Origin of the sequence: Neiella litorisoli (assembly GCF_014773395.1) — a bacterium.
Taxonomy (GTDB): domain Bacteria; phylum Pseudomonadota; class Gammaproteobacteria; order Enterobacterales; family Neiellaceae; genus Neiella; species Neiella litorisoli.
Genome location: NZ_JACXAF010000008.1, coordinates 98,680 through 110,917, shown reverse-complemented (window position 1 = coordinate 110,917; position 12,238 = coordinate 98,680). Strand labels below are relative to the sequence as shown.

General features: G+C 46.6%; 11 protein-coding genes. 8 read left to right on the top strand and 3 right to left on the bottom strand.

Annotated elements, in window-relative coordinates; translation table 11 throughout:
- Positions 1–141: 141 nt before the first annotated feature.
- The 5 genes from IC617_RS07705 (at position 142) to thyX (ending at position 5,212) form a co-directional block, all read left to right on the top strand.
- Positions 142–516: a BlaI/MecI/CopY family transcriptional regulator gene (locus tag IC617_RS07705; protein WP_191144408.1), complete on the top strand. Its 375-nt coding sequence runs from the start codon at positions 142–144 to the stop codon at positions 514–516.
- A gap of 43 nt (positions 517–559) precedes the next feature.
- Positions 560–2,329, top strand: a complete 1,770-nt coding sequence (locus IC617_RS07700; RefSeq protein ID WP_191144407.1) for a M56 family metallopeptidase — start codon at positions 560–562, stop codon at positions 2,327–2,329.
- 568 nt (positions 2,330–2,897) lie between these two features.
- A complete protein-coding gene (locus IC617_RS07695) occupies positions 2,898–3,377 on the top strand; it encodes a hypothetical protein (protein WP_191144406.1) in 480 nt (159 codons plus the stop codon).
- A 190-nt stretch (positions 3,378–3,567) separates the two neighbouring features.
- Positions 3,568–4,431 (top strand): dCTP deaminase, encoded by an 864-nt coding sequence (locus IC617_RS07690; protein WP_191144405.1) that lies wholly within the window; start codon positions 3,568–3,570, stop codon positions 4,429–4,431.
- A gap of 10 nt (positions 4,432–4,441) precedes the next feature.
- Complete coding sequence (gene thyX / locus IC617_RS07685) at positions 4,442–5,212, top strand: FAD-dependent thymidylate synthase (protein ID WP_191144404.1); 771 nt, start codon at positions 4,442–4,444, stop codon at positions 5,210–5,212.
- 201 nt (positions 5,213–5,413) lie between these two features.
- Here the strand turns inward: thyX and asd are convergent, their stop codons facing one another.
- Positions 5,414–6,532 carry an aspartate-semialdehyde dehydrogenase gene (gene asd, locus IC617_RS07680; protein WP_255522915.1) on the bottom strand — a complete coding sequence of 373 codons (1,119 nt, stop codon included), beginning with the start codon at positions 6,530–6,532 and terminating at the stop codon, positions 5,414–5,416.
- A 226-nt stretch (positions 6,533–6,758) separates the two neighbouring features.
- On the opposite strand from asd, the gene IC617_RS07675 reads away from it, so the two are divergent.
- From IC617_RS07675 to IC617_RS07665, 3 genes are all read left to right on the top strand, one after another.
- Entirely contained in the window at positions 6,759–8,240 is a 1,482-nt protein-coding gene (locus tag IC617_RS07675) for a glutamate-cysteine ligase family protein (protein ID WP_191144403.1), read from the top strand.
- Positions 8,240–9,271: a M14 family metallopeptidase gene (locus IC617_RS07670; RefSeq protein ID WP_191144402.1), complete on the top strand. Its 1,032-nt coding sequence runs from the start codon at positions 8,240–8,242 to the stop codon at positions 9,269–9,271. Before IC617_RS07675 ends, IC617_RS07670 begins: the two co-directional genes overlap by 1 nt.
- Before the next feature lie 183 nt (positions 9,272–9,454).
- The gene (locus tag IC617_RS07665; protein ID WP_191144401.1) at positions 9,455–10,138 is read left to right on the top strand and encodes a SapC family protein; all 684 of its coding nucleotides are present in this window, start codon (positions 9,455–9,457) and stop codon (positions 10,136–10,138) included.
- A 73-nt stretch (positions 10,139–10,211) separates the two neighbouring features.
- On the opposite strand, the gene IC617_RS07660 is transcribed toward IC617_RS07665, so the two are convergent.
- On the bottom strand, positions 10,212–10,643 hold the full coding sequence (locus IC617_RS07660; RefSeq protein WP_191144400.1) for a 3TM-type holin: 432 nt from the start codon (positions 10,641–10,643) through the stop codon (positions 10,212–10,214).
- The gene (locus IC617_RS07655) at positions 10,640–12,037 is read right to left on the bottom strand and encodes an N-acetylmuramidase domain-containing protein (protein WP_191144399.1); all 1,398 of its coding nucleotides are present in this window, start codon (positions 12,035–12,037) and stop codon (positions 10,640–10,642) included. The genes IC617_RS07660 and IC617_RS07655 overlap by 4 nt, the downstream gene beginning before the upstream one ends.
- Positions 12,038–12,238: the final 201 nt, after the last annotated feature.

Below are 12,238 nucleotides of genomic sequence, written 5' to 3'. Positions count from 1 at the left end.
TAGGGGCGCTATTTACCTTTGAAACTAAAGGTCAGTCCAATCAGTTTTTATTGCTATGTTTGCAGTTTTTACGAGTGTTCTGGGGCAATCGACATGTCTCATCTGGCCAAAGTAAAACAACTAGCTCAGCAGGTTGATTAAATGAAGTTAAGTGATTTTGAATTAGACGTATTGCAGCTTTTTTGGCAGCACGGAGATTGTTCAGCAAAACAGATACATGAATGGGTTTGTGAAACGAAGCCTTCTGCTTATACCACTGTCAAAACCATTGTTGATCGCCTAGAAGACAAAGGCGCGATTAAACGTGTAGGAAAGGACGGAAGAGCCTTTGTTTTTCAGACGCAAATCTCCAAAGATGATTTAACCCCGAGTATCTTGCCCAGTTTTGTTAAACGCTTTTTTGCGGGTAATGCCAGCAGTTTGATTACACACCTGATTGATGATGAAAAATTATCTGATGATGAGCTTGAGTACCTTGAAAATTACCTAGCTAAAAAGAAGAAAAGCAAATCGTAATGGGCTGAATAAATTCTGATTTGTTTTTAACGAAGGGCGAAAAGTGGATTACTTTATCACCAACTTAGTCATAAGCGCGTTGTTGCTGACAGCGGTTAAGTGGCTTAATCAAGCACCTGCTAGATTGCATTTAATGCTGCTATTGTTCGCCTTATTATGCTGGTTTATACCTTGGCACAATATCGAGTTATCTATTGGTGACATAACAACCTTTCTACCAAATGTTCAGCTTTGGTCGTTTGGCAGCTTGCCTGAAAGCGTTGGATCTTTATCAACTCCCCAGTTAGACGGGGCTTTGAACATAAATCAAGCGAGTGGTTGGCAACGGATGTTGGCGGCCCTCCATCAACTATATTTGAGCGTACCCTTTACGACTTTTTTCCTCTGTTTATCCCTTGCCGGATTAGCCTTGTTTGGTTGCGATGTTTGGCGTTATCGCCAATATCTAACCGGTTTAAAGCAGGATGCTATGCCCGGTGATGAGCTACTTGCTCAAGCTGATCTAGAATCGACTCTGGCTTTTGGCCGACAAGTGAAAGTCAAGATTACCCTAGCGTCGCAGCCAGGAATGGCGACAGGATTGTTTTCACCAGTCATATGGCTTAACCAGCATTTTTCACAGTCCAAGCACGTCAATAACATTCTGCTTCACGAACTCACTCATCTTCGCCAATTTGATCCCTTGCTTAAATGGCTGGCGGCATTTTCAAAAAGAGTATTCTGGTGGAATCCTGTTGTGAAATGGATTGTGGATACTCTTGAGCTTGTGATTGAAGTGAATTGTGATCAGATCTGCTACCAGAAAAATAGGGAAAAATATCGAATCTCATTAGCCGAAATAATCTGGCAACAAAACCAAGCGCAGCAGCTTCATAACACTGCTGGTATGGCGGGGATAGCAACCATTCATCATGCCAATAGCGTTAATATTAAACGCCTCAAGGCCCTCGAAGTTGAGAAAAAGATGAAGTTCTCTTATCTGCTCGTCGCGGGGATGAGCCTCTTTATGACCACGCTTGCGTGTGCTCATCTAAATAGTCGAGGTTTAGCTCCCGTGACTGAAAGATTGCACGCCAAGGCAATCCATTTTAAAAACCAGAGAGCCAAACAGCCACCAATGCCGGTGTTCTTACCCAGAACCGAGGCAAACAGCGAATATAACCGTCAAATTCAACAATTAATCGAATTAAGTCAAAGTGCTCTAAGCGCAGACGTCGATGAGCTTGATCAGCTCTTCCATTTGATTAAAACATGGGATGCTAATCGCGCTGCGCTAGGGGCGCCCGAAAGCAAAAATGATTACTTTGCGACAAACAACAGTCTTGAAAAACGCATGGTGATGCAGGTGGTGTCGATTTTACACTTCTTATTACAGCAACAGGATAAATCGTCTGAAATTGTTGCGCTGCTGGGGCGCTACTTTCCTGAGCCTGAACGGATGCCGCAATTTTATCGGCATCATTTAGCTCGAGCTTACTTAAGGCTGGCTGATGCTAGAAAAGCAACTGAGATCATGCAACTGTTCGACTACTCTTCGGAAAAAATTAGACCCAACACCATCAGTATGATGGTAAGGGCATTTGTTGAAGATGGGCAATATGAAAAAGCGTTGGAGATTGTTGAACAGAGGTTGGCAATGACTCCTGCGAGCACGCAATTACAATACTTGAAATATGGCGTGTTAATTGAATCAAGCGATTATGCTGGTGCCGAACAAGTCAGTCATTTACTGCAACAGCAAGACAAAAAGATCTCTAACCCCTTAACAAGGGAACTCTCTATGCTCTGGTCACCCGTGTTGGATCATATTTGAGCGAATGGTGCGTTGGCGTCCATTTGAGACGGAGTTTATCCAAACGGTTGTTGCAACCAAAATCGATTCAAGTCGCTACTTCGAAAATATCCGTTTTCGTTGAGTCACTCCAAATGGCGCGCGTGACACGCAGTCGTATGTAACGATGTTCAGCGAGTACATGAGCAAAACATTTGTATCACTAGATGCCCGTAGACTCTGAATAACGTAGCGTCTCTGAAAATGTAATGAATGAACCGAGCCGCATGCAGCGAGAGTTGCATGTAAAGTTTTAATCGACGAGCGTAATGCTTAGCAAAAAAACGCCTACCCGACAGAATTGCGCTAGATTTTCGGTTCTAGAGTGACGACCAAACTTAATATGGCCTGGACTATGAACCAAAGGTGAAGAATGGTAAATTCACCTCAGTATCAACATGTTAAAGCAAGGAACGCAATGAATATTCGGAGATTAGTTCTCATTACTGCCTTTCTCAGCAGTATAGTCGGGTGTGCCAAACATCCTCTCACCGGTGAAATGTATGTAATACACCCAAGTGAGGGAGGCAATTTGATGGTCAGAAGTGTCATGGAAGAAGAAGAAGAGGCACAAGCGCAAATCCGAAGCATTTGCGAGGAAAGCAATCGCTCCAAGCTCGAGGAGGTTGCAAAAGACAGGCACCCTTATTACCGAGAAGCTGCACAGGGCTGCCTTGAAGATCTTGACACTGCAAAAAATTCAGAGGAGCGGCGTAAATTTATATTGAAAGAGCATCATGAAAGTGACGCTACACAAACTGAGACTAACGAAAAAACATCTCGTTACACTGATATTACCGCTTACTATTCAGACTCTGATTTCAGAGAAGATGCCATCATGATCGCGCAAGCATCAAATTTGTATTTAACAGGGCATAGCCTAACCGAGACACAGCGAGACAAACTCGAACAATCGATTATTAAAACATGTCGTATAGTCCGAGAACGCTATAATAAGTCGCATTCTCCCTCTGCATTTATCAGAGACAAATATCCCAAAGTCGATGATATCTGCGATAAGTACATCTAATGAAAGGCGAAAAAGGGGGCATTAAGAGCCCCCGAAAACTTACCTGTCACAACTCTGGCTGGGAATGCCTGCTCATCAAGTAAATGATTAACTTTCCATAGAGTGCAGATAAGTGGGGCTCTTATCATTAGCAATGCATTGATTAATAGCGTACATCGGAATCAGTTCGCAACTACAGGAATAAAAATACGTGCTGTTATCAAAGAAATCTTTAGAAACAAGGATTAATTCCGGCGAAATTTTGCGAAAGTCACGGAATATCCCATTAGACATGTCTTCAATTAATTTGAGTGGCTCGTCCTGTGACCTGACTGTTGGTCGGATCTTTCAGCCAGAAAACGCAAAGACCATACTAAATCAATTTCAAGTATTTCATAACTATAAAATCGATGATGTGGCGCTTGAAAAACATCGGATTAAACCAGGCGAGATGGCTCTTATTGAAGTGAAGGAATACTTTGCCATGCCTCGTGACATGGGAGGAATTTTGTTTCCCCCAAACAAATTGGCTAAAGAAGGGCTATTGATGACCAATCCTGGGCATGTAGACCCAGGTTACAGGGGGTTGGTTACTGTATGCTTGGTGAATATGGGAAGGCAGGAAGTTCACATAGCAGTAGATCAAGTGATCACAACGCTACTATTGGTTGGGGTGGACGAGCCCACGGATGGATATGCTGGTTCAGAAGGAAAAGGAGTGCATAAAACTCAGCTTCAATCACTCGATGTAGACTTTGCTGGCTTGAAATCAAGACTTCCAGGTTTGATCACGGAGTACATTTCTCATCGAGTGGGTGCTGCTTTAGCGTTAGTTGGTTTGGTATTTGCCTCTTATGCTCTTATCCTTCCTGAGCTGGGTCAGTATCGCATAGAGTCAAAAAAGGAGGAGGAGATTGCCCAAGAGCTCATTGAACCCTTGAGAGAAGCAATGATAACTGACTATTCAAAGGCAAGTGAAAACATACAAGCTCAGCTGGATTCACTGAAGAAAGTTCTTCTGAAAGTATGTGAAAACTCCAAAACAACAGAATGTAAAGAGTTAAGTAACCCTTGAGATATGCTACATGATAGAAATTTCCGAGTTGTCGATAAAGTGCTTGGCTAGGCCTAACTTTGATGAAGATAGTTTTTTGTCATTTTTAGATGAGCAACGTTTAAATTGGAATCGATCAAGCTGTACTCCAGGAGAGGAATTAATCGAAGCTGCCGGTAGAGTTTGCTACATGGCTTTCGGCGCAGAAAGGCAGTCAGGAAAAGATAACAGGCAGTATATAAAGCACTTGGTAGATCAGGGGCATGAAAGCGTACTGGAACATGTTAATTGGACTTTTTTAATATCTGGCGTTTCTCGCGCATTTACGCATCAGTTAGTTCGTCACAGAGTTGGCTTTGCGTATAGCCAATTATCGCAGCAGTATCATGATGAATCTGGAGCTTCATTTGTCGTTCCTCCAGAAATCGCTCGATGCCCAAATTTGTTTAATGAGTGGAAAAAAACAATTGAGCAAAGTCTCGCTTTTTACAAACGGCTTGTTTACGAAATAAATAATGACCCTTTGCTCTGTGAATCTTCAAAAAAAGAAAAACTGAGGGGGTTGCGATCAGCGTCAAGATCGATTCTCCCAAACGCAACAGAAACCAAAATTGTCGTGACAGCTAACGCAAGAGCTTTGAGACACTTTTTTAAAATGCGCGGTGCTTTAGAAGGAGATTGGGAGATGCGAAAAATTTCTTGTGCATTGTTTGATATCGTTACGAAGGACGTTCCGGCAGCTTTTCAGGATTTTAAGCCCGAGAAAATGAAAGATGGTTCTTTTAAACTAGTGCAGCTTTGAGTCGAGGTTGTCCGACTGTATATTGGTTTCTTCATCATCTTGTACTCGTGTGGTTGTTAAAATCGCTTGGTAGTTGGACCGTCAAGCTCCTCCTAGTAATCACGCTGATACATCTTATTTCTAGCCTTGCTGATAAGCCGCTCGTAACCAAAGACAAAAAAGGCGCCAATCGGCGCCTTTCAAATCCAGATCAAGCTGCAATTAAGCTTCATTCAGAATCGTTAGCATGCGGCGTAGCGGCTCGGCAGCGCCCCATAACAGCTGGTCACCAACGGTGAACGCTGATACGTACTCTGGACCCATGGTCAGTTTGCGAATACGGCCAACTGGAATGCTCAAGGTGCCAGTTACTTTTGCTGGCGTCAGCTCTTGCATGGTGATTTCTTTATCGTTCGGAATCACTTTCACCCAGTCATTGTGAGCGGCCAGAATTGACTCAATTTCTCCAACTGAAATGTCTTTTTTCAGTTTCATGGTCAACGCTTGGCTGTGGCAGCGCATGGCGCCAACCCGAACACACAAACCATCAATTGGCGTAGGAGCGGCTTCAGTACCCAAAATCTTGTTGGCTTCAACTTGCGCTTTCCACTCTTCACGGCTTTGACCGCTATCGAGCTTGGTATCAATCCATGGCAGTAAGCTACCGCCAAGAGGGGCACCAAATTGCTCTGTTGGGAATTCGTCGCTACGAATGGTTTGCGCAACTTTTTGATCGATCTCCAGAATCGCTGATGCAGGATCGTCCAGCAAATCAGCCACTGAATCACGTACCGTACCCATTTGGCTGATCAGTTCACGCATGTTGCGAGCACCGGCGCCAGACGCGGCTTGGTAGGTGTGTGGGGTGATCCACTCGACCAAATCTTTTTCGAACAGGCCTCCAACGGCCATCAGCAACAGGGATACCGTGCAGTTACCGCCGACAAAGGTTTTTACGCCATTGGCCAGACCTTGGTCGATGACATTGCGATTGACCGGATCCAACACGATGATGGCATCGTCGTCCATACGCAGTGATGATGCTGCGTCAATCCAATAACCTTGCCAGCCTGCGTCGCGTAACTTTGAATACACCGCCTTGGTGTAGTCGCCGCCCTGACAGGTGACAATGGCGTCCATGGTTTTTAAGGTATCAATGTCGAATGCATCTTTGAGCGGGGTTACCGGTTTACCCACATCTGGGCCTGGTTGGCCTGCTTGTGATGTGGTGAAAAATACCGGCTCTATAGCGGCAAAATCATTTTCTTCGCGCATGCGCTGCATCAGAACTGAACCGACCATGCCGCGCCAACCGACAAATCCTACCTGGTTCAACGCCATCGTAGTCTCCTGTTTCTCGAACGTCTCTTAGTAAAGGGAAGCTAGACTAACAAAAAAAATGTGACTTGGCAGTCTTACGAAATCAATTTTTATGCAACTTGTGTGAATTTTTATTCTGAGGGCGATTTTAGTTGTTGATCTGAATAGCATTCTGATCGGCAATAGCAGGCAAGTTTTCAAGGATCACATAGACTTAGTCTAAGTTGGCAGGCTTGGACGATGCCTCGTGGGACAGCACTTTGCGCAGCAATCATTTACTTCAGCGGATTACCGAGACTTTGCGATCAAGCTTGAGTCTCAGTTAGCCGATTTCCGTGCCTTGCTCGAACAACCAAACTGGGGCGAGGGGCCTTGTAGCGCCGGTGCTGAGTTGGAATTCTACCTACTTGATGCCGAGTTACAACCCAAATGCTGCAGTGAACAGTTATTAGCCCTCGCCAATGATAATCAGCTGACCGAAGAGCTGAATCAATTCAACCTTGAGTTTAACCTTCCACCAGTGGCATTTACTGGCACGCCATTGCAACGCATTGAACAGCAGGTGTTGGACAAAAACAGCGCCTTGCAACAGCTAGCCAAAACGATTGATGCGGACATGGCCATTATCGGCATTTTGCCCACCTTGGAAGAACGCCATTTGGGTATGTGCGCGATGTCGGATCGGCCTCGCTATCATGCGCTGACCAAGAACATTAGCGAGCTTCGTGGCGGACCGTTTCAAATCGACATCAATGGTGCCGAACAGCTGAAAATGACACGCAGCGACTTGACCCTGGAAGGTGCAAATACCTCGTTTCAATTTCATTATCGAGTCAGTCCGAGTCGCTTCAATGATCTTTACAATGCCATTCAGTTGGTGACGCCGTTGGCTTTGGCGATGGCCGGTAATTCCGCATATTTGCTGCATCGGCAGTTATGGCATGAAACCCGAATTGCCCTGTTCAAACAGTCGACCGATCCTCGGACACCGGGAGTGCTCGATTGGCAGCCCTCTCGGGTAACCTTGGGTCAAGGCTGGTTACAAGGCGGCGCTTATCAATTGTTTGCTGAGTCTGTTCACCTTCACAAGCCTTTGCTGCCTTTGGTCAATCCAGCAGGCGATGGCCATATCCATACCTCAAGCTGCGGCCCTAAATTAGAAGAATTAAGATTGCATCACGGCACCATATGGAGTTGGAATCGGGCGATTTATGATCCGGTCGATGGTGGTCATTTGCGGATTGAATTGCGTGCCTTGCCAGCCGGACCGACTGCCACAGATATGCTGGCTAATATTGCGCTGATCATTGGTTTGGCCGAGGGATTTGTCGACTCGATCCAAGAGCTGACCATGAAGTTGCCGTTTAACTATGTGGTGCACAATTTCTATCGCGCCGCAAAACATGGGCTGGCAGCTAAATTTGTGTGGCCAGATCGTACCGGCGAAGGGCTGACAGAAGTGCCTGTCGATGGTTTACTCGAACAAATGTTGCCGATAGCTCATCGGGGGCTACTTGAGCGAGGCATTGACGCATCAGAAGTGGCGTACTATTTGACGCTCATCGAGCAACGCTTGGCGTTTAAACAGACTGGTGCGACTTGGCAAGTGGCGATGACCAAAATGTTGGAGCGCGATCATGATCGCCGAGACGCCCTTCGACTGATGTTGCAACGCTATATCGAATTGAGCGCCAGCAATACGCCGGTCGCTCAATGGAGTATTGGCTGATGAATTCACTTGAATCCATGCTGGTATGGCACGACCCCAAGCCCGACGAGGTGGCCCAATGTGCTGACAGCTTTTTGCAGCAATTGCAGCAGCCCACCTTGATTGTTCAGCAAGGCCGCGACACTAGCAGAACGCGCTTATTCGTGACCTTGTTGCATGGCAATGAACCGTCGGGATTAATGGCTATTTTGCGTTGGTTGCAGTCGGGTCAGCAGCCGGCTGTCACTTGTTATTTTTTTATTGGCGCTGTCGAGGCTGCCCGTCATGAGCCGCACTTTAGCGTTCGACATTTTGCCGAAGTCAGAGATTTGAATCGCTGTTTTTACGGCCCTTTTGATGATGTCCCCGGAAAGATAGCCGCGCAGCTGCTGGCGTTAATGGCGGAAATTAAACCCGAAGCAGTGCTTGATGTTCACAATACCTCGGGATCAGGTCCTAGTTTTGCGGTGAGTTTTTCTGACTGCCCCAAGCACATTGCATTGGCGTCGTTGTTTACTGAGCGATTATTGCTCACCGAAACCAAACTGGGGGCTTTAATGGAGCTGACGACGGCACAGCGGCCGATCGTGACCATCGAGTGCGGCGGTGCGATTGATCCGCAATCGGCGCGGGTCGCTTGGGAGGGTTTGCAGCGTTTTGTTAGTCAGTCACAGGTGCTGGTGGAGCCGCCTCATGATTGGAATATGGAGGTATTAAGCGATCCGCTGCGTATTACGCTCACCTCGGAGGCTACCATCGCTTATGCCGAGCAACCGTGCCAAGACGCCGACATCACGTTGCCGCCCGATGTCGAGCATTTTAATTTTGGCCGGTTGCAGCCGGGTACGTCATTGGCTCATTTGAAAACCGCCGGGCTTAATTGCATCGTCGCAACAGACGCTGCTGGGCGCGATCGCACCAATGAATTATTTGCCGTCAGTCAGCATCATTTGTTGAATCGAGTTGGCCTCAAACTATTCATGATCACCTCCAATCCAATCATCGCCAAAAGTGATTGCCTGTGTTACGCAGTGATTGACAACGCGCCATAGTTCTGGGCAGATTAGCACCAAGGTTGGTGCCATTTCGTTCGTTACCGAAAAATATCCGGCCAACAGGATGGTAGATTCAGCTGTATTGCTCACAGTTTTCGGTCGATAGCACTGGCAGTTCGGGCAAAACTTGTTAGCATGCGGCCTCTACATTAGTTCATGCATTTAATAGGATTCATCGTCGTGGCAGTAAATATCGCACCGATTACCGTAAAACAGCACGCCAATACCAAAATTAAGCCGTTGACCGATTTTAATGTGTTCGCCAAGCGCCACATGTCACCTTTGGTTGTTCACGAATTTTCTCGCGCCGCGTGTTGCTTCCCAATTGTTTTCATTCAAGAGCCAGAGTCGAAGAAATTCAAAGTCGTAGCCATGTTCTCGATTGCTCCAAACGAGAACAAGTTTGTTGTTGATGGCAAGTGGACCGCTACTTACTTACCGCACAACATGGCTCGTGGCCCGTTCTTTATCAGCAACGATGAGAAGCCAGTGATTTGTCTGAATCAAGACGATGTTCGCGTTTCTGAAACAGAAGGTCAGCCGCTGTTTACTGAAACTGGTGAGCGTAGCGAGTATTTTGAAGGCATCATCGGCTCTATCGAAAACCTGATCCAGCAAGACGCAGCTACCGAAGCATTCATTGCGAAATTGACTGAACTTGAATTGCTGCAAGCATCAAACCTAAACATTCAACGCAAAGACGGTACCAAGCAAGAAGTAACTGGTATCAATATTGTTGATGAAGAGAAGTTCAAGCAACTGAGTGATGAGCAAGTGTTGGAGCTAAACAAGTCTGGTTTCTTAGGCTTGATTTACATCCACCTGTGTTCTTTGGGCCAGATCCAATCGCTGCTACGCGACTAATTGATCGGTCCAGCTCAAATCAAAATAATGCAAGCCACCCTCCGCGGGGTGGCTTTTTTGTGCGCTGAGCCACTTAACCTTTAGCCGATGCGTCGTTGGTATTATCTGGCGAACGGCCCTTCATGTATTGCTGGGTAATTTTCTCGGCGGAGCGACCGGCAACGTAACCACCTAAGCCGATTTGCAATAACACCCAAGCCTCGTCTGCTAACGGGTTGGGTAACCAGCCGAAACTATCAAACACCACCAAGGCTAAAAAGGTCAGCATAGTGATTGGCCGCCAATTGCGTTGCAGCGCCGATTGACCGGTTGCTTCGGCAGTGATGATTTTGGTTTTACTGGCCGGCAGCTGCTGCTCGTAATCAATCACCTTGGTCAGCAGTTCGTTCTCTACCTTTTTGATTTCACGCTGCATTTGCAGCTTTTCTTCATCACTGGTGTGCAAATCATCAATAAGCTTCACTGCCGGTTCGAAGATACTGCTGATAAATGAAAGTATGCTCACGCTAGCCTCCTGTTGTTAGCGTTGGTTGTCAGCGTTTGGTCATGTAGGTGCTTAAAAGCGTCGTAGTGGTTGCGGATCCACTGACCATATTTTTGTTTTTGGCCGTCGCCGTTGTAACCCTTGGCAAAAGCAACAAAATCAAGTTGTTGTAGTTGTTTGATCATTGCCGGAGAGAAAAAGTTAAAGAAGCCGGCAATTTGAGAGTCCATGCCTTCACAGAACGCGTCGAACATTTGCTCAACGTTGTCATAGCCGATTTGGCGATAGTTGAACCCCATGATTTGTGGCGCCCCCATACTGATGGACAACATGGCGGCTTCTTTATCGATGGATTGAGCAAACAAGAAGGCCTGCCATTCTTTGGCCTGATTACCGTGGAAGCTTTGCCATTGATGGTCTGGGCTGGTACGCCATTGGTGGCCGGTCCAAGCTTTGCCTTTGGTATATTTGAAATGCTGATCAAATTGCGCTTGGTGCTGCTTGCCCCAATAGCGGTAGAACTTGTGGTTCTCGAACCGGATGATCATGCGGTTTTGGTTATCATACTCAAAACCTTTTCCTGAACTCTCAACACATAGCACGGCCACAGCGCAAGCGACATCAAGTGCCTTCGCTCTACTCAAGCGTTGTAGCAAGGCGCCGTAGTTGTTCCAGGTCCGTGCAACATTTTGTTGGCTGGAGCTACCTGCGACTGGCAACTTATTGACCGGCTGCAACTGCATTATTGCAGGCTCATCTGCTTCCGGCTTGTCGATAAGTGGCGCTTCATCCTCTGCGGCTTGCTCAATCGTGCTCGACACTTCATCGATGACAGGCACTTGTCGTAGGTAACGGGCTGGGGTATAGACCTGTTGGCCATTCATCTTCAATTGGCACCAAGCACCAATGACAGAGTCGATGGTTAATTGTGTGCCTCCGGGAACTTGGCTAATGATCTGGCTTTGGCGCGAAGGACCGTTTCGTATATTGAGTAAGTTGGCGGTAACGATGGCCGAATAGCCGGGCAGGGCGGCATACACTTTGGCGTAAGATTGGCTGACATAACCAATGCCGCGATTAAATTCAATTTCGAGCCAGCCGCTGGTGATGGCCTGAACCTTCAATACGTTATCACGATACACCAAGCCTAATTTTTTGCCCGAAGCACTAGGTTGGTCTCGGACATTTAATGCGCCGACGTTAACGATGGCGAAGGTTTCTGGATATTGATTCACCGGCGCTACGTAGCCGCCGTAGACATAACCAATCGAGCCTTGAAAATCGACTTCATACCAAGCATTGCTTTCACCATTGGTGGCAATCGCTCGGCCCGATTCAAGTACTCCTAATATTTGGCTGTTGATGACAGGCAAGGCGCGAACATTCAGTGGTGCAGTGCAGACAACAGTGCTCATCTCAATCCTCCTTGAACCCCAGAACCTAGTGCGGCGCGAGAGCCAAACATGGCGACAACCATTTAGCTGCCTGTTGACTTGGTGAAACGGCATGCCCGATCAGCATAGTCAACATCTAATCGAATTGAGAACTTTTCGTAGCGACCTATATTGAAGGTTGCTGTTGATAAACATTAGCTGCGAATAACCGGAGATAAAGGA

Excerpts from the sequence above, each read along its gene's own strand:
- IC617_RS07705 (WP_191144408.1), top strand. The coding sequence starts at position 142 with ATGAAGTTAAGTGATTTTGAATTAGACGTATTGCAGCTTTTTTGGCAG.
- IC617_RS07655 (WP_191144399.1), bottom strand. The coding sequence starts at position 12,037 with ATGAGCACTGTTGTCTGCACTGCACCACTGAATGTTCGCGCCTTGCCT.
- IC617_RS07695 (WP_191144406.1), top strand. The coding sequence starts at position 2,898 with ATGGAAGAAGAAGAAGAGGCACAAGCGCAAATCCGAAGCATTTGCGAG.
- IC617_RS07670 (WP_191144402.1), top strand. The coding sequence starts at position 8,240 with ATGAATTCACTTGAATCCATGCTGGTATGGCACGACCCCAAGCCCGAC.
- asd (WP_255522915.1), bottom strand. The coding sequence starts at position 6,532 with ATGGCGTTGAACCAGGTAGGATTTGTCGGTTGGCGCGGCATGGTCGGT.
- thyX (WP_191144404.1), top strand. The coding sequence starts at position 4,442 with ATGATAGAAATTTCCGAGTTGTCGATAAAGTGCTTGGCTAGGCCTAAC.